Here is a 21,089-nt window from a genome sequence, read left to right as displayed (position 1 = left end):
CCCGGGGGCGAGCCCGGCGGTCTGATCACCCCGGAGCCGCCGGAAGAACCGCCCCGGACGCCCGTCCGCGGGGCCCAGTAGACCCGGTGGCCGAGACTGGAACGAAGCGGGCCGCGCCGGAACCGGGGCGGCCAAGGAGGGTGGTACCGCGGGGCCGCCCGGACCGAGTCCGGGCACGCGCCTCGTCCCTCCGGTCAACGTGCCCACGTCGATCCGGAGGTCCGCCATCGTGAGCCGAGCCTTTCGGCCACTGCCCGCGCAGGTCGATCTGCCCGCCCTGGAGCGGGACATGCTGCGCCGCTGGCAGGAGAACAAGGTTTTCGAGCGGTCGCTGGAGCGCACCGCGTCCGGTGCCCCGTGGGTGTTCTACGAGGGGCCGCCGACCGCCAACGGCATGCCGGGCGTCCACCACGTCGAGGCCCGCGTGTTCAAGGACGTCTTCCCGCGCTTCAAGACCATGAAGGGCCGCCACGTCCCGCGCAAGGCCGGCTGGGACTGCCACGGGCTGCCCGTCGAGGTCGCCGTGGAGAAGGAGCTCGGCCTCACCGGCAAGAAGGACATCGAGGAGTACGGCGTCGCGGAGTTCAACGCCCGCTGCCGCGAGTCGGTCCTGCGCCACGTCGACGCGTTCGAAGAGATGACCGAGCGCATGGGCTACTGGGTCAACACCGACGAGGCCTACCGCACGATGGACCCCGAGTACGTCGAGTCCGTCTGGTGGTCCCTCAAGCAGGTGTTCGGCAAGGGCCTGCTGTTCCGCGACTTCCGCATCACCCCCTACTGCCCGCGCTGCGGGACGGGCCTGTCCGACCACGAGCTGGGCCAGCCCGGCGGGTACGAGACGGTCACCAGCCCGTCGGTGTACGTGCGGATGCCCGCCACGTCCGGCCCGCTGGCCGAGATGGGCGCCGCGCTGCTCATCTGGACCACGACCCCGTGGACGCTGGTGTCCAACACCGCCGTGGCCGTCCACCCGGACGTCACCTATGTCGCCGCCCGCCCACGGGGGTCCGACGAGGTGCTCGTCGTGGCCGAGCCCCTCCTCGACCAGGTGCTCGGCGAGGGCGCCGAGCGGCTGGCCACGTTCCAGGGCACCGACCTTGAGCGGACCACGTACCGGCGGCCGTTCGAGCTGGTCGACATCCCGGACTCGCACTACGTCGTCCTGGGCGACTACGTCACGGTGGAGGACGGCACCGGGCTCGTCCACCAGGCGCCCGCCTTCGGCGGCGACGACATGACCGTCTGCAAGAACTACGGGATGCCGATCGTCAACCCGATCGGGCCGGATGGGCGCTTCCTGCGGGAGGTGCCCCTGGTCGGCAACAAGTTCTTCAAGGACGCCGACGAACCGCTCACCGAAGACCTGCGCGCGCGCGGACTGCTGTTCCGCGGCGGCCACTTCGACCACAGCTACCCGCACTGCTGGCGCTGCCACACGCCGCTCCTCTACTACGCGCTGCCCGCCTGGTACATCCGGACCACGCAGATCAAGGACCGGCTGCTGGAGGAGAACGAGAAGACCAACTGGTACCCCGAGACCGTCAAGCACGGCCGGTACGGGGAGTGGCTGCGCAACAACGTCGACTGGTCGCTGTCCAGGAGCCGCTACTGGGGCACGCCCCTCCCCCTGTGGGTCTGCGGCGACGACGAGGACCACATCACCTGTGTGGGGTCGTTGAAGGAGCTGGGCGAGCTGGCAGGGCGCGACCTGTCCGCGCTCGACCCGCACCGCCCCTATGTCGACGACGTGGCGTTCCCCTGCCCGCGCTGCGGGACGGAGGCGCGCCGCGTGCCCGACGTCATCGACGCCTGGTACGACTCCGGGTCGATGCCGTTCGCGCAGTGGGGCGCCCCCTACCGCAACAACGAGGTGTTCGAGGACTCCTACCCGGCCCAGTACATCTGCGAGGCCCAGGACCAGACCCGCGGATGGTTCTACTCCCTCATGGCCGTGGGGACGCTGGTGTTCGACCAGTCGTCCTACGAGAACGTCGTGTGCCTCGGCCTGATCCTCGCCGAGGACGGCCGCAAGATGAGCAAGCACCTCGGGAACGTCCTGCGGCCCATCCCGCTGATGGACCAGCACGGCGCCGACGCGGTGCGCTGGTTCATGGCCGCGAGCGGGCTGCCCTGGGCGTCCCGCCGCGTCGGGCACGGCGCCCTGGAGGAGATCGTCCGGAAGGTCCTGCTCACCTACTGGAACACCGCGTCGTTCTTCGTCCTGTACGCGAACGCGGCCGAGGCGCAGGGCCGCGCGTGGACGCCGGACCGGCGGTCCGAGGCGCCCGCCCCCGCCGACCGCCCGCTCCTGGACCGCTGGGCGCTCGCCGAACTGCACCGCACCGTCCGCGAGGTCGACGGCGCCCTGGAGGAGTTCGACACCGCCCGCGCCGGCCGGCGCCTCTCCCAGTTCGTCGACGACCTGTCCAACTGGTACGTCCGCCGCTCCCGCCGGCGCTTCTGGGAGGGCCCGGAGACGCCCGACGGCTCGGCCGCGTTCGCGACGCTCTACGAGTGCCTGGAGACGCTCACCCGCCTCATGGCGCCGATCGTCCCGTTCATCACCGACCACGTCTGGGATGTGATCCGCACCGAGGACGGCCCCGAGTCGGTGCACCTCGCCGACTGGCCGGCCGTGGACGAGACGCTGCTGGACGAGGAGCTGACCGCGCAGATGGCGCTCGTCCGGCGCCTGGTCGAGCTGGGCCGCTCCGCCCGCGCGGCGAGCGGGGTCCGGACCCGCCAGCCGCTCGGCCGCGCTCTCGTCGGCGCCGCAGGGTGGGCGGCGCTGCCCGGGCAGCTGCGCGCCCAGATCTCCGAGGAGCTGAACGTGCTCGGCTTCGAGGAGCTGTCGTCGATCGGCGGCGACCTGGTCGAGTACGAGGTCAAGCCGAACTTCCGCGAGCTCGGCAAGCGGTACGCCAAGGACACCCCGAAGGTGGCCAAGGCGATCACCTCCGCCGACCCGGCGGCCCTCGTGCACGCGCTGCGCGCCGGCTCCGCCGAGGTCGAGGCCGACGGGCTCGGCACGGTGCCGCTCTCCCCGGACGACGTGATCGTCACCGAGCGGCCGCGCAGCGGCTGGGCCGTGGAGAGCGCCGCCGGCGAGACCGTCGCGCTCGACCTCACCGTCACGCCCGAGCTGCGCCGCGCGGGCCTGGTGCGGGAGGCCGTCCGGCTCGTCCAGGAGGGCCGCAAGGCCGCCGGGCTGGAGGTGACCGACCGCATCGACCTGTGGTGGGAGGCCACCGGCACCGACCTCGCCGAGGCCCTGCGCGCCCACACCGCGGAGGTCGCCGCCGAGGTGCTCGCGACCACGGTGGCCGAGGGCCGCCCCGAAGGCCTCACGGCCGCGCGCGACGAGGAGCTCGGCCTCACCTACTACCTCCGCAAGGCGTGAGGCCCGCCGCCCCGGCCGGGCCCGGAACCGTCCGGGCCCGGCCGCGGCGGAGAACTTTCCGCGATGGGGTTCATCGCGACACATCGCGTTTGCGATGATGGTCCCGTGAACCTTCCCGAGCAGCCCTCCGGGCCCGAACCACCGGCGCGGCCGTCGCCCGCCGGCATGCGCGCGTCGGACGCCGACCGCGACCAGGTCGCCGACCGCCTGCGCGAGGCGCTCGCCGAGGGGCGCATCACGCCGGAGGAGCACGCCGAGCGCATCGACGCCGTCTACAACGCCAAGACGTACGCCGAGCTGGAGCCCGTCCTCAGCGATCTGCCGGGTGAGCAGGCCCCCGGGCCGCGCGTCGACCTGCGCAAGGAGCCGCGGCCGGCCGCCCCGCCCCCGTCGCAGTCGCCGAACCTCGTGGCGATCTTCTCCGGGGTGGAGCGGAAGGGCCGCTGGCTGGTCGAGCCGACCACCAACGTGTCCTGCGTGTTCGGCGGCGCCGACCTGGACTTCCGGCAGGCCGTCCTCAGCCAGGGCGAGGTGACGGTCAACGTCACCTGCGTCTTCGGCGGGGTCACCATGATCGTGCCGCCCGGCGTCCGGGTCGTCGGGTCCAACGTGGCGATCTTCGGCGGCAACGACCTGCCGGAGGACGACACCACCGACCCGGACGCACCCGTCATCCGGCTGACCGGCATGCTGCTGTTCGGCGGGGTCACCGTCACCCGCCGCGCGGTGGGCGAGAAGGGCGGGCGCCGCTCCCGGCGGCGCGAGGCGCACCGGCTGCACCACGAGGAGATGCGGCGGCTGCACACCGAGATGCACGAGGAGCGGCGAGACGACCGCCGCGACCGGCTCCGCGAGCTCCGCCACGAGCGGCGCCACGGCCGCTGACCCCGGAACCGGCCCGGGACGCCGCCCGCCGCCCGGGGTTCGCGCGGTCGGTCACGGTCGTCGCGGTCAGTCGCGGGCGTGCTCGCGGTCGGGCTGGCAGACCAGGCAGGGCGTGCAGCCCCGGGACTTGGCCTCCGCGCGGGACAGCGACTCCAGGTCGTCGGCCTCGTCGCCGATGTCCTCGATCAGGGCGCAGTCGACGCGGTGGTAGCGCTTGGTGCCGCTCAGGATGCGGACCTGCGGGCCCTCGCCCTCGGGCTCGGGCTCGCCGGACGCGGACGGCTCAGGATCGTGCGCGGTGGCGGGCTCGTCCTCGTCCGCCGCGGTGTCCCGGTCCGAGACCGGCGAGGCGGGCTCGCGGCCGGTGTCCAGGGGGTCCTCGTCGTCGGCGTCGCGAGGGCGCGGGGCGGCGGGGGCGTCGAGCGGCTCAGCACTGAGAGGCTCTGCACCGAGCGGCTCACCGAGCGGCTCGGCGCCGAACGGCGCGGGGCCCAGGTCGACGGTGACGTCCGGCGGGGCGGATTCGGTCTCAGCGGTCCGTTCCCAGGTGGGCCGGTCCCCGGAGTCCTCCGCGGCGGGTTCGGGGCTCTCCGCGGCCGTGGGCGCCTCCCCCGCGGAGCCGACGACGCCCGCGACGGGGATGTCGGTGAGGGTGGGCCCCGCCGGGCGGGGCGCCGGCGCGTCCGGCTCGGACTCGTCCGGCCGCGGGATCTCGGCCGTCCTGTCCGACGACCCGGGCTTGTCGAGGGAGCCGGGCCTGTCGTAAGAGCCGGGCTGGTCGAAGGACCCCGGCTTGTCGAAGGACAGGGCCGAGGGCGCCGGCCTGGCGATGCCCGCCAGACCGCCCTCGGAGCGCTCCGCACCGGGGCCGGTGGCCGCCGCCCTGCCCGCGTCGGAGGACGCGGGTGCCGACGCCGCGGCGCGCGCCGCCAGTGCGGTGTCGGGCATGCAGGCGGTGCAGGAGCTGAAGCCCTCTTCCCGGGCCTCGGCGTAGGTGAGCTCCTCGGTCTCCCGGCCGGCGAGCTGCCGGCAGGTGTCGAGGTGGTAGCGCTTGCGGCCGCGGACGACGAACACCAGGGCGTCGTCCGGCACGTCCGCGGGCGGGGCGGGGACCTCCACCTCGTCGTCGGCGGGCTCCGCCGGCGGGGCCGCCGCCTCCAGGGCGCTCGGGGCGGCCTTGGCGGGCGCGGGCGGCGTGCTCTTCTTGCGCTTGTCCTTCTTGGCCTTCTTGGTCGTACGGGCGGGCGCGACCGGGACCCCCGGGCCGAACAGCTCCTTGCGCCGCAGGAACACCCCGATGGCCAGGCAGAGCGCGGAGACGATGCTGACGGCGATCGAGATGTAGATGACCACCAGCGCGTCCAGGCCGAAGACCTGGGCGCTGTCTCCGTTGCCGGCGACGATTCCCGCTACCAGCAGGGCGATCGCCACCACCACGAGAACGCCACTCAGGATGATCACAGGGTCTCTCCCACTCGTTCGGACCGCTCGGCCTCGGGCCGCGCGAGGCCCGGCGGCCGGCGCACAGGATGGCCGTCCGGCGCCGCGGGGACGGCGGAGCCGCCATCCCCGGCGCGGCGATCAGGACGACACTATCGCCTGTGGCGGCCGGATCAGCGCCTGTCGTGCGGCGGGTTGTCGCCGCCCGCGTGGAACGCGCCGGTCGCCGAGTGCTGGACCTGCTGGGCGTGCTCGGGCGACGGGAACGTGCCCGGTGCCGGGGCCGGGCCGCCGTTGCGGGTGTCGGCATGCTGCAGCTGGCCCTGCGGCCCCGTCTGCGGGCCGGGCTGGGGAGCGGTCTGCTGGGCCTGCGAGGGCGCGGCGCCCGGGACGGCGGCGAACGCGCCCGTCTCGGTGCTGCCCGCCTCCAGATCGCGCAGCTGGCCTTCCAGGTACACCTTCAGCCTGCTGCGGTACTCGCGCTCGAACGCGCGCAGGTTGTCGACCTCGCGCTCCAGCTCCTCGCGCTGCTGCACGAGCGAGCCCATGACCTGGCGGTGCCGCTCCTGGGCGTCGCGGTCGAGGGCCTCGGCGCGGGAGCGGGCCTCGCTGACGATCTGGTCGGCCTGCCGGCGGGCCTTGCCGAGGATCTCCTCGGCCTCCCGGCGGGCGCGGCCGAGCGTCTCGTCGGCCTCCCGGCGGGCGTCGGCGATCGCCTGGTCGGCGGTCTGCTGGGCCAGCGCGAGCACGCGGGCCGCGGTGTCCATGTTGTCCTCGCCGGTGGGCGCGGCGGCCATGCCGAGGCCGCCGAGCGCGGGCTCCGGCTCGGGCTGCGGCTGCGGCTCGGGGCGCGGCGGCTCGGGGATCTTCTGGACGTCCGGCTTCGGCTCCACGATGGGAGCGGCCATGGCGGGAACCTTGCCGCGCAGGCATTCGGCCAGCTTGGCCCGCAGCTCCTCGTTCTCCTGGATGAGGCGGTCAAGCTCCGCCTCGACCTCGTCGAGGAAGGCGTCCACCTCCTCCTCGTCGTACCCCGGCCTCAGCCTGGTGGTACTGAACTGCTTGTTCCGCACGTCGGCGGGTGTCAGCGGCATGTTCTCGTCTCCTTGGCGCGCTTGGAGTCTGTCCCCGAAGGACGGTATCCGATCGACCTAGCCTCCGCCGAATATGGAGCCGACGAAGATGATCAAGACCCAGACCACAAGGATGAGGACGGTGAAGCTGAGGTCGAGTGCAACGTTACCCAGCCGGATGGGCGGGATGAAACGCCTGAGCAGCTTCAGCGGCGGATCGGTGACCGTGTAGGTCGCCTCGGCTATCACCAGCACCACCCCGGTCGGCTTCCATTGCCGGGCAAAGGACTGCAGGACCTCCAGGACCAGCCTCCCGATCAGGAACAGGAGGAACAGGTACAGGATGCCCTGCAGGACGGATCCAACGATGTTCACGGATACTCTCGCATGTGCGTCTCAGCTTTGGTTGAAGAACCCTCGTTCTGCCATCCGGGCCTTGTCCTCCGCCGTCACCTCCACGTTGACGGGCGACAGCAGGAACACCTTGTTCGTAACACGCTCGATGCTCCCATGGAGGCCGAACACGAGACCAGCCGCGAAGTCGACGAGACGCTTGGCGTCGCTGTCGACCATCTCGGTCAGGTTCATGATCACGGGTGTTCCCTCCCGGAAGTGCTCCCCGATCGTCCTCGCCTCGTTGTAGGTCCTCGGATGCAGCGTAGTGATACGAGCGAGGTCGGTGGTACCGCTCTCGTAGAGCGCCACGGAGCGTCGCTCGATCGTGGACGTGGAGTGATGGTCGCGATCCCGGTCCGAGGCCTCGTCGGCTCGGGTAAGCTGACCGCCGGATTCGTCATCGCGACGGCGGCTCTGCCCGGTGTCGGTCTCCTCGTCGTAGACCTCGTACTCGTCGTACTCGCCGTACTTGTCGTCGTAGCGGTCGTCCTCCACAAGGCCGAGGTAGACCGCCATCTTGCGCATCGCGCTGGCCATACGCCCCTCCGAGTCCTGTGGTGGCGGTACCGGGCGCGTCCGGCCCCGCCGATGGACTGATCCGTCGTGGCGACCCACGTTCGGGCAGGTACCACTGGGGGGACATTACCTGACGATTGCCCGTCGGCCGCCGAGCAACGCCGTACCGACCCGCAGGTGTGTCGCGCCGCACGCGATCGCCTGCTCCAGATCGCCGCTCATACCCGCACTGACGATCCGGGCGCCCGGATGGTTCCGCCTGATCTCCGCCGCCGTCCCGGCGAGCCGGGTGAAGGCGGGCAGCGGGTCGGCGCCGAGCGGCGCGACGGCCATCACGCCGCCGAACTCCAGGCCGGGTGCCCCGGCGATCTCGTCCGCCAGTCCCGAGGCGCCGGCCGGGGCGACCCCGGCGCGCCCCTGCTCCTCCGCGGGCTCGTCCAGCGACACCTGGACGAGGCAGCGCAGCGTGCGGCCCGCGCGGACGGCCGCGTCCGACAGCGCCCGGACCAGCCGGGACCGGTCGACCGAGTGCACGACGTCGGCGTAGCCCGCCACGGCACGGGCCTTGTTGGTCTGCAGCCGCCCGACGAAGTGCCAGGTGAGGGGGAGGTCGGCGCATTCGGCGGCCTTGGGGCGGGCCTCCTGGTCGCGGTTCTCGCCGACCTCGGTGAGGCCGAGTCCGGCCAGCAGCCGCACATCGGACGCGGGGAAGGTCTTGGTCACCGCGATCAGCGTGATCTCGCGCTCGTCGCGCCCGGCGGCGGCGCACGCGGCGGCGATGCGCTCGCGGACCGCGGCGATGCCCTCGGCGATCTCGGCGCGGCGGCGCCCGGAGCCGGGTTCCGCGCCGCTCACCCGTCGCCCTTCAGCCAGACATATCCGGCGAAGCGCCCGGTGCGGCCCTCGCGGCGGTAGGAGAACAGCCCCGGGTCCTCGATCGTGCAGCGCGGGTCGGTCTCCACGCGGCCCACCCCGGCCGCCGCGAGCTGCTCGGCGACGCCGGCGCGGATGTCGAGGCCGGGGGTGCCCTTGGCGGTGGTGGCGTACGCGGCGGGCACGGCGGCGGCGACCTCGTCCCGCATCGCGGCGGGCACCTCGTAGCAGCGGCCGCACGCGGCGGGCCCGATGGCGGCGGTCATCCGCGCGGGCTCGGCGCCCCGCTCGCGCATCGCCTTCACCAGGGCCGGGACGACGCCGGCGGCCGTGCCGGGGCGGCCGGAGTGCGCGGCGCCGACGACCCGGGCGACGGGGTCGGCCAGCAGCACGGGCGCGCAGTCGGCGACGAGGACGGCGAGCGCGAGGCCGGGCACGGTCGTGACGACCGCGTCGGCCTCGCCGGGAATGTCGGGGGAGGTGGCGTGCGCGACGTCCGCGCCGTGCACCTGCCGCATGAACACGGTGCGCTCGGGGTCGGCGCCGAGCGCGGCGGCGGCGCGGCGCCGGTTGGCCGAGACGGCGGCCGGGTCGTCGCCGACCGCGCCGCCGAGGTTCAGGGAGTCGTAGGGGGGCCCGCTCACGCCGCCGGCGCGGGCGGTGAAGCCGGCGCCGACGCCGCCGCCCAGGGCGACGGTGGTGATCACTTCAGGAAGTCGGGGACGTCGAGGTCGTCGTCCTCGTCGAACACCACGGGACGGCGGCGCTGCCCGGAGGAGGCGGGGCCGCCGTCGTTCTCGCCCGCGTGCACGCGGGACGAGGGCTGCTCGGAGGACGGGCGGGGCGCGGGGGCGCGGGAGCCGCCGGACTCGCCGGGCGGGCCCGCCTCCCGGTCGCCGGGCGGGCCCGGCTGCCCGGACGGCGCGTTCTCCGGCGGGGACTGCTGCTCGCCGCGCCCGGCCGGCCGGGCGTCCTGGCCCTGGCCGGACGCCTGCGCCCGGTCGTTCTCGGGCCGCTGCGCCGGCGCGGACTGGGCGGACGCGGCCGGCGCGGCGGCGGCCTGCGCCACCGACGGCTGCGTGCCCTGCTGGGCGGACGCCTGCTGCCCGGCGGGCTCGGCCCGCCCGACCCGGCTGGGGATCGGGTTGGCCGGCGCGGCCGAGGCGGGCGGCGGGACCGGACGCGGGGGCGGGGGCAGCCGCTTGCTCTCCGGCTCCGGAGCCGGTTTGGAAGGGCGCCCCTCGTCAAAACCCGCCGCGATCACCGTGACCCGGACCTCGTCACCGAGCGCGTCGTCGATGACCGCGCCGAAGATGATGTTGGCGTCCGGCGCGGCCGCGTTCGAGACCAGCTGCGCGGCCTCGTTGATCTCGAAGAGGCCGAGGTCGGAGCCGCCGGAGATGGACAGCAGCACGCCGTGCGCGCCGTCGATGCTGGCCTCCAGCAGCGGGCTGGAGATCGCCATCTCGGCCGCGGCCACCGAGCGGTCGTCGCCGCGCGCCGAGCCGATGCCCATCAGCGCCGAACCGGCGCCCGACATGACGGACTTGACGTCGGCGAAGTCCAGGTTGATCAGGCCGGGGGTGGTGATGAGGTCGGTGATGCCCTGGACACCGGACAGCAGCACCTGGTCGGCCGCCTTGAAGGCGTCCAGCACGCTGACCTGCCGGTCGGAGATCGACAGCAGCCGGTCGTTGGGGATCACGATGAGGGTGTCGACCTCGTCGCGCAGCGTCTCGATGCCGGCCTCGGCCTGCATGGCGCGGCGCTTGCCCTCGAAGCTGAACGGCCGGGTCACGACGCCGATGGTGAGCGCGCCGAGCGAGCGGGCGATGTTGGCGACCACGGGCGCGCCGCCGGTGCCGGTGCCGCCGCCCTCCCCGGCGGTGACGAACACCATGTCGGCGCCCTTGAGGACCTCCTCGATCTCCTCCCGGTGGTCCTCGGCGGCCTTGCGGCCCACGTCCGGGTTGGCCCCGGCGCCGAGGCCGCGCGTGAGCTCGCGGCCCACGTCCAGTTTCACGTCGGCGTCACTCATCAGCAGCGCCTGGGCGTCCGTGTTGATCGCGATGAACTCGACGCCCTTGAGTCCCTCTTCGATCATCCTGTTGACGGCGTTGACGCCGCCGCCGCCGATGCCGACGACCTTGATGACCGCGAGGTAATTCTGCGGTGCTGCCACGACGAGGGGCCTTTCCGCTCTCTCCGACCGCCCTGCCCGGTCTGCCGACCGTGCCGTCGCGGTGTTTCCCGACCTGTGAGCATGTGGGGTGCGGGGTGAACCCTCACCCTCAACTTGAGGCTTACACTTATGTCAACCTGAGGACTGATACGGACAGTAGGGCGGCCTTACCGCCAGGGTCAACTAACCTCCCCCGAACTCCACCGGCGTGTCGCGGCCGGCACGGGTTCGCCCAGGTTGCCCGGTTCCTCGGCGGTGGTTCATTTGGTCTTCAGCACCTCGGGCGAGCTGATGTCGACGGTCCGCACGGCCCGCCCGGCCGCCGTGCGCCGCAGGGCGTCCAGCAACCGGATCTTCTCCCGTGCCCGCTCCGCCGCGCCCCACACCACCGTCTGGCCGCCGTCCATGTGCAGGGTGACGGCCTCCGGGCCGGTCGCCTCGACCTCGGCGACCTTCGCGGCGAGCCGTTCCGGCAGGTCGGACAGCACGCCGAGCGCCGCGAGGGTCGCCCGGTCGGACGGTCCGGGCGAGGCGACCGTCAGCGCGGGAAGCCCGGACGGACGGGTCGCGCCGTCGGCGACGGTGACGCCGTGCTCGTCGAGCAGCTGGAACCGCCCGCGGCGCTCGAAGACCGCCACCGGCACCCGTTCCCGGACGACGATGCGCACCGTCCCCGGCCAGTGCCGCTCGATCTTCGCCGACTCGACCTCGCGCAGCCGCTCCACCCGGGCCTGGACGGTGCCCGCCGCGAGCCGCGCCATCGGCGTCCCGAGATCGATCCCGGCGGCGGCGACCACGCGGTCGCGGGGCGCCAGCTGGGTGCCGGTCACCTCGACGTGCCGGACCACCAGCAGCCGGGACCCGAGCAGCACCCAGGACACCGCGCCGAGCGCGCCGACCACCAGCAGGGTGACGAAGACGACCTTCCACCGGCTCGGGCGGCCGCGCGCGGCGGGCGCCGCGGCGTCCTCGCCCGGCGCCTCCCGCCGGTCCGCCCGCACCTCGGTCATGGTCCAAGCTTGGCAGCGATCCCCCCGTCCGCCGCCGACCCCGCGGGCGGCGGCGTGTCACTCACGCGCCCGCGAGCCGCTCCAGCACGAGCGGGCCGAGCTGCGTCACGTCGCCGGCGCCGAGGGTGATGACGATGTCGCCGGGGCGGGCGAGCGCCGCGGCGGTGCCGGGCACCTCGTCCCGGACGGGCACGTAGACGGCCTCGGTGCCGGCCGGGACGGCGTCCGCGACCAGCGCGCCCGTCACGCCGGGCTCGGGATCCTCGCGGGCGCCGTAGACGTCGAGGACGACCGCGGTGTCGGCGAGACCGAGCGCCGCGCCGAACTCGGCGGCGAAGAACCGGGTGCGGCTGTACAGGTGCGGCTGGAACACCGCGACGATCCGGCCCCGCACGCCGGACTGCGCGCCCTTCTCCCCCAGGTAGCCGCGGGTGGCCTCCAGGTCGGCGATCAGCTCGGTCGGGTGGTGGGCGTAGCTGTCGAACACCTCGACGCCGCCCGCCTCGCCCTTGCGCTCCAGCCGCCGCATCGCGCCGCCGAACCCGGCGAGGCCCTCCCGCACGGACGCCTCGTCCACGCCGAGGGACCGCGCGACCGCGACGACGGCGGCGGCGTTCAGCGCGTTGTGCCGGCCGGGGACGGCCAGCGCCACCTCGCCTGCGCCCTCGATCTCGAACCGGGAGCCGAGGCCGCGCGGGGTGAACCCGGTCACCCGCAGGTCGGCGCCCTCGGCCTCGCCGTAGGTCAGCACGGTCAGCCCGCGCGCCCGCGCCCGGCCGGCCAGCTCCATCGCGACCGGGTCGTCGGCGCCGGCGACGAGCGTCCCACCCGGCTCGACCCGGTCGACGAATCGCGCGAAGTTCTCCCGCACCATCTCGAAGCCGCCGTAGTTGTCGAGGTGATCGGCCTCGACGTTGGTGACCACCGCGACGTGCGGGGTGTACATGAGGAACGAGCCGTCGCTCTCGTCGGCCTCCGCGACGAACACGTCCCCGGACCCCTCGTCGGCGCCGAGGCCCGTGGTGACGAGCTGCCCGCCGATGCAGTAGGACGGGTCGGCGCCGACGTGCTGGAGCGCCACCGTGAGCATCGACGTCGTGGTGGTCTTGCCGTGCGTGCCGGCGACGGCCACCGCGCGGCGGCCCGCCATCAGCGAGGCCAGCGCCTCGGAGCGGTGCAGGACGCGCAGGCCCCGCTCGCGGGCGGCGACCAGCTCGGGGTTGTTCTCCCGGATCGCCGTGGACACCACCACCGTGTCGGCGTCGCCGACGTGCGCGGCGTCGTGCCCGACGAAGACCTTGGCGCCGAGGTCGCCGAGCTGGCCGAGCAGCTCGGAGTCGCGGGCGTCGCTGCCGGACACGCCGATGCCGCGGCGCAGCATGATGCGGGCGACGCCGGACATCCCGGCGCCCCCGATCGCGATGAAGTGGACCCGGCCGAGCTCGCCGGCCGGCACCACCTCCCCCGGGCCGATCAGGCTCATCGGGCGGCGCCCGCGGAGCGGACCACCTCGTGGACCATCCGGGCGAGCGCCACGTCGGCGTCGCGGCGGCCCATCCGGCCGGCGGCCTCGGACATGTGCGCGACGCGGGCCGGGTCGGCCAGCACCGGCAGCAGGTTCCGGGCGATCCAGTCGGGCGACAGCTCGGCGTTGTCGACCAGCATGCCGCCGCCCGCCGCGACGATCGGCTCGGCGTTCAGCCGCTGCTCGCCGTTGCCGATCGGGAGCGGGACGTACACCGCGGGCAGCGCGACCGCCGCCAGCTCGGCGCACGTCATCGCGCCCGCCCGGCACATCGCCATGTCGGCGGCGGCGTAGGCGAGGTCCATCCGGTCGCAGTACGGGATCGTGACGTACTGCGGGCCGCCGGACGCGGGCTCGGGCTCCTCGGTGTTCTTCGGCCCGACGATGTGCAGCACCTGGATGCCCGCCTGCCGGAAGTACGGCGCGGAGGCGACCGCGGCCTGGTTCAGGGAGCGGGCGCCCTGCGAGCCGCCGAAGATCAGCAGCGTGGGCAGGTCGGGGAGCAGGCCGAAGTAGGAGCGGGCCTTGTCGCCCATCGCGAGGCGGTCCAGCGCCGCGATCTCGCGGCGCAGCGGGATCCCGACGAACGTGGCGTTCGGCAGCGGCGAGTCGGCGTGCGACACCGCGACGTGCTCGGTGAAGCGGGCGCCGAGCTTGTTGGCCAGGCCCGGCTTCGGGTTGGCCTCGTGCACGATGATCGGCACCTTGCGCTTGCGCGCGGCGAGGTAGCCGGGAGTGGCGACGTAGCCGCCGAACCCGACCAGGATGTCGGCCTGCGCCTGGTCGAGGACGGACGCGGCCGCGTTGATCGCCCCGCGCAGGCGGCCGGGCACCGACAGCAGCTGCGGGGTCAGCGTGCGCGGCAGCGGCACCGGCGGGATCAGGGCGAGCTCGTAGCCCCGCTGCGGGACGAGCCGGGTCTCCAGCCCCCGCTCGGTCCCGAGGCAGACGATCCCGGTGTTGGGGTCGTTGCGGCGCAGCGCGTCGGCGAGCGCCAGGGCGGGCTCGATGTGTCCGGCGGTGCCGCCGCCGGCCAGGACAACCCTCATGCTCCTTGACAACTCCTCAGCGTGTTCGATGGGGGATCTAACGCCGTGCCAGACCCAGCCAGCTTAGAGCCCTCACGACCGGTCCGGGACCCCGTGCGGAGAGTGCCTGCCGCGCGCCGGGCTCCCGCTTGGCGAAGGCGAGCAGCATCCCGAGCGCGAACAGGGTCGGGATGAGCGCCGAGCCGCCGTAGGAGACCAGCGGGAGGGGGATCCCGGTGATGGGCAGGACGCCGATGACGGCGCCGATGTTCACGATCGCCTGCACCACCAGCCACGCGGTGGCGCCCGCGGCGGCGAGCCGGGTGAACGGGTCCTTCACCCGCCGGGCGATGCGCAGCCCCGCGTAGGCGAGCATCCCGACGAGGGCGAGGACGACGAGGGTGCCGACGAGCCCGAACTCCTCCCCCACGATCGCGAAGATGAAGTCGGTCTCGGCGTGCGGGAGGTAGTCCCACTTGGCGCGTCCCTCGCCGAGGCCCGTGCCGAACAGCCCGCCGGAGGCGACCGCGTACAGCCCCTGCGTGCCCTGGTAGTTGGTGGTGAGCTGGTTGCCGGACGGGTCGAGGAACCCGGTGAGCCGCTGCATCCGGTACGGCTCGACGACGATGAGGATCGACACGAGCAGGCACACCAGGCCGGCGATGCCGACGAACAGCCGTCCGGGCGCGCCGACCACCCACAGCAGCGCCAGGAAGATCGTGAGCAGGACCAGCGTGGTGCCGAGGTCGCTGCCCAGCATGACCAGCAGGACGAGCACGCCCGCCCCCGGCATCAGCGGGACCAGCAGCGGCCGCCACTCGGTGAGCTGGCCGAGCCGGTCCTTGCGGGCCAGCAGGTCGGCGCCCCACAGCACCAGGGCGAGCTTGGCCAGCTCGGACGGCTGGATCTGCACCGGGCCGAGGTCGACCCAGCGGGTGGCGCCGCCCGCGCTGCGGCCGAGGCCGGGCACCAGCACCAGCGCCAGCGCGACGACCGACAGCAGCAGCAGCGGGTAGCCGAGCGCGCGGAACGTCTTGACCGGCAGCCGGGACGCCACCCACATGCCGGGCAGCCCGATCGCCACCCACATGGCCTGCTTCTGGAACAGCGTGTACGCCGAGCCCGTCGCCTGGAGCTGCTTCACGCTGGACGCCGACAGCACCATCGTCAGGCCGAGCGCGAGCAGCATCACCGAGCAGCCGAGCACCAGGTAGTAGGAGGTGAGGGGACGGTCGAGCAGCCCGACGGCGGCGACCACCTGCTCGCGCGGCCCCGGGCGCCGCGCGCCCTCCTCCTCCGCCGCGGCGGTCACGTTACCGGGGGTTCCGGGAGTCGTCCCCGCGGCCGGGGCGGGCGCCCTCGGCCAGGCGCTCGACGGAGGCGATGAAGGCGTCCCCGCGGGCCGGGTAGTTGGCGAACATGTCGAAGGACGCCCCGACGGGGGCGAGCAGCACGGTGTCCCCGGGGCGGGCGAGGCCGGAGGCTTCGGTGACGACGCGGTCCATGGCCCCAGTGTCGGTGTCGGGGACGTCCACCACGGGGACATCCGGCGCGTGTCGCGCGAGTGCCTCGGCGATCCGGTGCCGGTCGCGTCCCATCAGCACCACGCCGCGCAGCCGCCCGGCGCACGAGCGCACCAGGTCGTCGACGTCCAGCCCCTTGAGGAGGCCGCCGGCGATCCACACGACCGGCTCGTAGGCGGCGAGGGACGCGGCGGCGGCGTGCGGCTGGGTGGCCTTGGAGTCGTTGACGTAGGCGACGCCGGCGACGTCGGCGACGTGCTGGATGCGGTGCGGGTCGGGGACGAACGCCCGCAGGCCCGCGCGGACGGCCTCGGGCGGCACCCCGAACGCGCGGGCCAGCGCGGCGGCGGCGAGCGCGTTGGCGACGTTGTGCGGCGCGAACGGGCGAACGTCGGCGAGCGCGGCCAGCTCCGCGGCCTCCCGCGCGGGGTCGCCGGTGAAGGCCCGGTCGACGAGCAGCTCCTCGACGACGCCCAGCTCGCCGGGACGCGGCACCTCCAGGGTGAACCCGGCCCGGCCGCGCACGCCCCCCGCGCGCTCGGCGAGCGCGGCGGACGTGGCGTCGTCGGCGTTGTACACCGCCACGCAGCCCGGTGCGAAGATCTTGGCCTTGGCCGCGACGTAGGCGTCCATGGAGCCGTGCCAGTCGAGATGGTCGGGCGCGATGTTCAGCACCGCCGCCGCCCGCGGGGCGAGCGAGTCCGACCAGTGCAGCTGGTAGCTCGACAGCTCCACCGCGAGCACGTCGTGGTCCTCTCCCACGGCCTCCACGATGGGCGTGCCGACGTTGCCCACGGCGAGCGCCCGGTGGCCGGCGGCGGTGAGCATGCACGCCAGCATCCGGACGGCGGTGGTCTTGCCGTCGGTGCCGGTGACGGCCAGCCACGGCGCGGCACCCTCGGGACGCAGCCGCCACGCCAGCTCCACCTCGCCGATGATCTCGACGCCCGCCTCGGCGGCCGCGGCGAGCAGCGGCACGTCCGGCCGCCAGCCCGGCGACGTCACGACGAGCCCGGTGCCCGCCGGGAGGCTCTCGCCGTCGCCGAGCCGGACCGCGACCCCGCGGGCCTCCAGCTCGGCGGCGTGCCCGCGCTGCTCCTCGCCGTCGCGGGCGTCCACGACGGTGACGCGGGCGCCGCGCGCGGCGAGGGCGCGGGCGGCGGCGCGGCCGGACACGCCGAGCCCCGCCACGCACACGGGCAGGCCGTCCCAGGGGCGGTCGCTCACTTCTTCGGCATCCATTCCAGGTAGAACAGGCCGATGCCCATCGCGGTGAACAGCGCCGACATCAGCCAGAAGCGCACGACGATCGTGGTCTCGGCCCAGCCGGACAGCTCGAAGTGGTGCTGCAACGGGGCCATCTTGAACACCCGTTTCCCGGTCAGCTTGAACCCGCCGACCTGGATCATCACCGACAGCGTGATCATCACGATCAGCCCGCACAGGATGGCGAGCAGGAACTGGGTGCGGGTGAGGATGGCCAGGCCGACCAGCACGCCGCCGAGGGCGAGCGAGCCGGTGTCGCCCATGAAGATCTTCGCGGGCGGGGCGTTCCACCACAGGAACCCGAACACGCCGCCGAGCACGGCCGCGGCGACCACCGCGAGGTCGAGGGGGTCGCGGACGCTGTAGCAGTTGGGGGCGAGGGCGGCGGCGCAGCTGTTGCGCAGCTGCCAGTTGCCGATGATCACGTAGGCGGCCAGCACCATGCCGGCCGGGCCCGCGGCGAGGCCGTCCAGCCCGTCGGTGAGGTTCACGCCGTTGGACATGGCCGCGATGAGCAGCAGCGCCCACACCACGAACAGGTACGGGCCGATCGAGGGGCCGAAGTCGCGCAGGAAGGACAGGTGGGGGTCGGCGGGGGTGATGTCGTAGCCGTTGGGGAAGTTCAGCGACGCGACGGCGAACACGACGCCGACGAGGACGATGCCGATCATCTTGGCGCCGCTGCGCAGGCCGAGGCTGCGCTGCTTGAACACCTTGATGTAGTCGTCCACGAACCCGACCAGGCCGAGGCCGGTCATCAGGAACAGCACCAGGATGCCCGAGATCGTGGGCGCCTCGCCCGTGACCAGGTGCGCCGCGGCGTAGCCGACCAGCGAGCCGACGATGAAGACCGTCCCGCCCATCGTGGGGGTGCCGCGCTTGTTCAGGTGCGCCTCGGGACCCTCGTCACGGATCATCTGGCCGTAGCCCAGCCGGTTCACGATCCGGATCCACACCGGCGTGCCGACCATCACGAAGATCAGCGCGATCCCCGCGGCGAGGATGATGTTGGTCATCGGCCGTCCTCCGCGAGGATCGCCTCGGCCACCCGTTCCAGGCCGGCCACGCGGGAGCCCTTCACCAGCACGACGTCCCGCGGCGCGAGCCGCTCCCTGAGCACGGTCACCGCCGCGCCGACGTCATCCACCTGTACGCACTCTCCCGTCCATGACGCCACCTGCCCGGCCCCTTCGGCCATCGCCGCCGCGTTCGCGCCGACGACGACGAGTCCGGCGATCCCGCTGCGCGCGACATGCTGCCCGATCTTGGCATGTTCCGCCACGGACGAGTCACCCAGTTCGGCCATCTCCCCCAGTACCGCGTACGCGCGGCGCCCGCGGGCCATGTGCGCGAGCACGTCGAGCGCGGCGCGGGTCGAGTCGGGGTTGGCGTTGTAGGCGTCGTTCACCACGGTCACGCCGTCGGCCCGCTCGGTGACCTCCATCCGCCACCGGCTGACCGGCACGGCGTCCGACAGCGCCGCGGCGACCGCGTCCGGGGCGAGCCCGGCCGCGCGCGCGGCGGCGGCCGCGGCGAGCGCGTTCGGGACGGCGTGCGCCCCGTGCAGGCGCAGCGCGACCGGCGCCGCCCCCTCCGGCGTGACGAGGGTGAACCGGGCGCGGCCCCGCTCGTCGAGGGTCTCGGCCTCGGCGCGGATCACGGCGTCCGGGGAGCGGCCGAAGGTGACGACCTCGCCCTCGGTGCGCTCGGCCATCGCGGCGACCAGCGGGTCGTCGGCGTTGAGGACGGCGGTCCCGCCCGGCGGCACCGCCTCCACGATCTCGCCCTTGGCGCGGGCGATGTTCTCCCTGCCGCCGAACTCGCCGACGTGCGCGGTGCCGACGTTCAGCACGACGCCGACGTCCGGGCGGGCGATGCCGGTCAGGTAGGCGATGTGCCCGATCCCGCGCGCGCCCATCTCCAGGACGAGGTGGCGGGTCTCGGCGCCGGCGCGCAGCACGGTGAGCGGCAGCCCGATCTCGTTGTTGAACGAGCCGGGCGGGTAGACCGTCGGGCCCGCGGTGCTCACGACCTGCGCGATGAGGTCCTTGGTGGAGGTCTTGCCGGCCGAGCCGGTGACGGCGACGACGGTGAGGTCCGGCAGCCGCTCCAGCAGGCCCCTGGCGAGCCGCCCGAGCGCCTCCTGGACGTCCGGGACGACCACGCACGGCCCGTCCACCGAGCGCTGCGCGAGCACGGCCGCGGCCCCCGACGCCAGCGCCCCGGACGCGAAGTCGTGCCCGTCCGCGCGCTCGCCCTTCAGCGCCGCGAACAGCGCCCCGGGCTCCACCGCGCGGGAGTCGATGACCGCGGGACCGCTCACCACCACGTCGGGAGGCCCGTGCGCGGTGCCTCCCGTGATCTCCGCGATCGTCGACAGCGGAAGTGGGATCACGCCTGCGTCCCGTCCCCTCTGGTTCCCTCTGTACGGCGCCGGAGGGCCGCGCGGACGACCTCGCGGTCGTCGAACGGATGCACCTCGCCCGCCACGTTCTGGCCCTGCTCGTGCCCCTTGCCCGCGACGACGAGGACGTCGCCGCGGCGGGCCCGGCCGACGGCCAGGCCGATCGCGGCGGCGCGGTCGGGCTCCACGACGATGTGCGCGCGCTCGGGCTGCGGCACCTTGAGCCCGCCCTCGACCATAGCGGCGAGGATCCCGAGCGGATCCTCCGACCTCGGGTTGTCGTCGGTGAAGTACGCGGTGTCGGCGAGCCGGGCGGCGGCCTCGCCCATCAGCGGCCGCTTGCCCCGGTCGCGGTCGCCGCCGCAGCCGAGCACGACGACGAGGTCGCCCTCGGTGACGGGCCGCAGCGCGTTCAGCACGGCCTCGACCGCGCCCGGCTTGTGCGAGTAGTCGACCAGGGTCACGAAGTCCTGGCCCTCGTCGACCCGCTCCAGCCGGCCGGGGACGCCGGGCAGGGACGCCACCCCGCGGACCGCGGCCTGCAGCGGGATGCCCGCCTCGACCAGCGCCACGATCGCGGCGAGCGCGTTGGCGACGTTGAACGGGCCGGCGAGCCGGACCTCCCCGTCGGCCTCGATGCCGCCGGGCCCGACGACGCGGAACACGCCGCCGTCGGCGCCGACGCGCACGTCCTCGGCCCGCCAGTCGGCGGCCGGGTCGCCGGACGGCGAGAACGTCGTCGCCGGGACCGTGGCGATCTCCAGCAGCTCGCGGCCGTGGTGGTCGTCCAGGTTGATCACGCCGACGCGGGAGTACTCCGGGGTGAACAGCCGCGCCTTGGCGAGGAAGTAGTCCTGCATGGTCGGGTGGTAGTCCAGGTGGTCCTGGGACAGGTTGGTGAACACCGCGACCTCGTAGCGGGCGCCGCCGACCCGGCCCTGCACGAGGGCGTGGCTGGAGACCTCCATCGCGGCGGCGCCGACCCCGCGCTCGCGCATCATCGCCAGGAGCGCGTGCAGGTCGGTGGCCTCCGGCGTGGTCAGCGCGCTCGGCACCCGGTCGCCGCCCACCCGGATCTCCACGCCGCCGACCAGCCCGGTCTCGATCCCCGCCGCGCGCAGGCCCGCGTCCAGCAGGAACACCGTGGTGGTCTTGCCGCTGGTGCCGGTGACGCCGATGAGGGTGATGTCGCGCCCGGGCTCCCCGTAGACCCAGGACGCCGCGTCGCCGAGCCGCGCCCGGACGTCGGGCGTCACGAGGACCGGCAGGCCCGCCGCCGCCGCCCGGTCGTGCCCGGCGGGGTCGGTGAGGACCGCGACCGCGCCCGCCCCGGCGGCCTGGGCGGCGAACTGGGCGCCGTGCGCGCGGGCGCCGGGCAGCGCCGCGTAGACGTCGCCGGGCAGCACCGCGCGGGAGTCGTGCGTGATCCCGGTGGCCCGGACCCGCTCCCATCCGTCCCGTTCGTCCCGTCCGATGCCGAGGACCGCCGCGAGCCCGCTCAGCGGGCGAGCCGGATTGGTGGTGGGACGCATGGCTGTTCTTTCGGTGCGAGCGGAACGGGACTG

At 74.2% G+C, this 21,089-nt stretch carries 17 protein-coding genes; 2 read left to right on the top strand and 15 right to left on the bottom strand.

Translation table 11 applies throughout. The annotated features are described in order from the left end of the window. Positions 1–229 precede the first annotated feature (229 nt). Positions 230–3,403 carry an isoleucine--tRNA ligase gene (ileS, locus tag K8Z49_RS46255; protein ID WP_024935564.1) on the top strand — a complete coding sequence of 1,058 codons (3,174 nt, stop codon included), beginning with the start codon at positions 230–232 and terminating at the stop codon, positions 3,401–3,403. 105 nt (positions 3,404–3,508) lie between these two features. Then, positions 3,509–4,288: a DUF1707 domain-containing protein gene (locus K8Z49_RS46250; RefSeq protein WP_412517066.1), complete on the top strand. Its 780-nt coding sequence runs from the start codon at positions 3,509–3,511 to the stop codon at positions 4,286–4,288. A 66-nt stretch (positions 4,289–4,354) separates the two neighbouring features. On the opposite strand, the gene K8Z49_RS46245 is transcribed toward K8Z49_RS46250, so the two are convergent. From K8Z49_RS46245 to K8Z49_RS46175, 15 genes are all read right to left on the bottom strand, one after another. After that, entirely contained in the window at positions 4,355–5,749 is a 1,395-nt protein-coding gene (locus K8Z49_RS46245) for a hypothetical protein (protein ID WP_412517065.1), read from the bottom strand. Between the two features lie 152 nt (positions 5,750–5,901). Continuing rightward, the gene (locus tag K8Z49_RS46240; RefSeq protein ID WP_412517064.1) at positions 5,902–6,822 is read right to left on the bottom strand and encodes a DivIVA domain-containing protein; all 921 of its coding nucleotides are present in this window, start codon (positions 6,820–6,822) and stop codon (positions 5,902–5,904) included. Between the two features lie 57 nt (positions 6,823–6,879). After that, positions 6,880–7,176, bottom strand: coding sequence for a YggT family protein (locus K8Z49_RS46235; RefSeq protein WP_021598409.1), 297 nt, complete (start codon positions 7,174–7,176; stop codon positions 6,880–6,882). A 21-nt stretch (positions 7,177–7,197) separates the two neighbouring features. Beyond that, positions 7,198–7,734, bottom strand: coding sequence for a cell division protein SepF (locus K8Z49_RS46230; RefSeq protein ID WP_021598408.1), 537 nt, complete (start codon positions 7,732–7,734; stop codon positions 7,198–7,200). 105 nt (positions 7,735–7,839) lie between these two features. Continuing rightward, complete coding sequence (locus tag K8Z49_RS46225; RefSeq protein WP_412517063.1) at positions 7,840–8,568, bottom strand: YggS family pyridoxal phosphate-dependent enzyme; 729 nt, start codon at positions 8,566–8,568, stop codon at positions 7,840–7,842. After that, positions 8,565–9,293 carry a peptidoglycan editing factor PgeF gene (gene pgeF, locus K8Z49_RS46220; RefSeq protein WP_024935565.1) on the bottom strand — a complete coding sequence of 243 codons (729 nt, stop codon included), beginning with the start codon at positions 9,291–9,293 and terminating at the stop codon, positions 8,565–8,567. Before pgeF ends, K8Z49_RS46225 begins: the two co-directional genes overlap by 4 nt. Next, positions 9,290–10,768 (bottom strand): cell division protein FtsZ, encoded by a 1,479-nt coding sequence (gene ftsZ / locus K8Z49_RS46215; protein WP_024935566.1) that lies wholly within the window; start codon positions 10,766–10,768, stop codon positions 9,290–9,292. Before ftsZ ends, pgeF begins: the two co-directional genes overlap by 4 nt. Before the next feature lie 260 nt (positions 10,769–11,028). After that, entirely contained in the window at positions 11,029–11,778 is a 750-nt protein-coding gene (locus K8Z49_RS46210; RefSeq protein ID WP_075019896.1) for a cell division protein FtsQ/DivIB, read from the bottom strand. Positions 11,779–11,839: 61 nt separating this feature from the next. Then, positions 11,840–13,261: a UDP-N-acetylmuramate--L-alanine ligase gene (murC, locus tag K8Z49_RS46205; protein ID WP_021599422.1), complete on the bottom strand. Its 1,422-nt coding sequence runs from the start codon at positions 13,259–13,261 to the stop codon at positions 11,840–11,842. Next, positions 13,258–14,352 (bottom strand): undecaprenyldiphospho-muramoylpentapeptide beta-N-acetylglucosaminyltransferase, encoded by a 1,095-nt coding sequence (gene murG / locus K8Z49_RS46200; protein WP_021599423.1) that lies wholly within the window; start codon positions 14,350–14,352, stop codon positions 13,258–13,260. The genes murC and murG overlap by 4 nt, the downstream gene beginning before the upstream one ends. A gap of 37 nt (positions 14,353–14,389) precedes the next feature. Continuing rightward, on the bottom strand, positions 14,390–15,643 hold the full coding sequence (gene ftsW / locus K8Z49_RS46195) for a putative lipid II flippase FtsW (protein ID WP_024935567.1): 1,254 nt from the start codon (positions 15,641–15,643) through the stop codon (positions 14,390–14,392). A gap of 1 nt (position 15,644) precedes the next feature. After that, entirely contained in the window at positions 15,645–17,096 is a 1,452-nt protein-coding gene (gene murD / locus K8Z49_RS46190) for a UDP-N-acetylmuramoyl-L-alanine--D-glutamate ligase (protein ID WP_075019893.1), read from the bottom strand. After that, a complete protein-coding gene (mraY, locus tag K8Z49_RS46185) occupies positions 17,078–18,136 on the bottom strand; it encodes a phospho-N-acetylmuramoyl-pentapeptide-transferase (protein WP_021600466.1) in 1,059 nt (352 codons plus the stop codon). The genes murD and mraY overlap by 19 nt, the downstream gene beginning before the upstream one ends. Then, positions 18,133–19,515: a UDP-N-acetylmuramoyl-tripeptide--D-alanyl-D-alanine ligase gene (locus tag K8Z49_RS46180; protein WP_075019892.1), complete on the bottom strand. Its 1,383-nt coding sequence runs from the start codon at positions 19,513–19,515 to the stop codon at positions 18,133–18,135. The genes mraY and K8Z49_RS46180 overlap by 4 nt, the downstream gene beginning before the upstream one ends. Then, positions 19,512–21,056 (bottom strand): UDP-N-acetylmuramoyl-L-alanyl-D-glutamate--2,6-diaminopimelate ligase, encoded by a 1,545-nt coding sequence (locus K8Z49_RS46175; protein WP_024935570.1) that lies wholly within the window; start codon positions 21,054–21,056, stop codon positions 19,512–19,514. Before K8Z49_RS46175 ends, K8Z49_RS46180 begins: the two co-directional genes overlap by 4 nt. Between the last annotated feature and the right edge of the window lie 33 nt (positions 21,057–21,089).

Source organism: Actinomadura madurae, from assembly GCF_047130825.1.
Lineage (GTDB): Bacteria > Actinomycetota > Actinomycetes > Streptosporangiales > Streptosporangiaceae > Spirillospora > Spirillospora madurae.
Note: the sequence above shows the minus strand (reverse complement) of the source record. Positions and strands in the feature narration are given on the sequence as shown.

What these genes read in the sequence shown, in the direction of transcription:
- murD (WP_075019893.1), bottom strand. Translation starts at nt 17,096, where the DNA reads ATGGATGCCGAAGAAGTGAGCGACCGCCCCTGGGACGGCCTGCCCGTG.
- K8Z49_RS46210 (WP_075019896.1), bottom strand. Translation starts at nt 11,778, where the DNA reads ATGACCGAGGTGCGGGCGGACCGGCGGGAGGCGCCGGGCGAGGACGCC.
- K8Z49_RS46240 (WP_412517064.1), bottom strand. Translation starts at nt 6,822, where the DNA reads ATGCCGCTGACACCCGCCGACGTGCGGAACAAGCAGTTCAGTACCACC.
- K8Z49_RS46175 (WP_024935570.1), bottom strand. Translation starts at nt 21,056, where the DNA reads ATGCGTCCCACCACCAATCCGGCTCGCCCGCTGAGCGGGCTCGCGGCG.
- K8Z49_RS46230 (WP_021598408.1), bottom strand. Translation starts at nt 7,734, where the DNA reads ATGGCCAGCGCGATGCGCAAGATGGCGGTCTACCTCGGCCTTGTGGAG.
- murC (WP_021599422.1), bottom strand. Translation starts at nt 13,261, where the DNA reads ATGAGCCTGATCGGCCCGGGGGAGGTGGTGCCGGCCGGCGAGCTCGGC.
- mraY (WP_021600466.1), bottom strand. Translation starts at nt 18,136, where the DNA reads ATGACCAACATCATCCTCGCCGCGGGGATCGCGCTGATCTTCGTGATG.
- murG (WP_021599423.1), bottom strand. Translation starts at nt 14,352, where the DNA reads ATGAGGGTTGTCCTGGCCGGCGGCGGCACCGCCGGACACATCGAGCCC.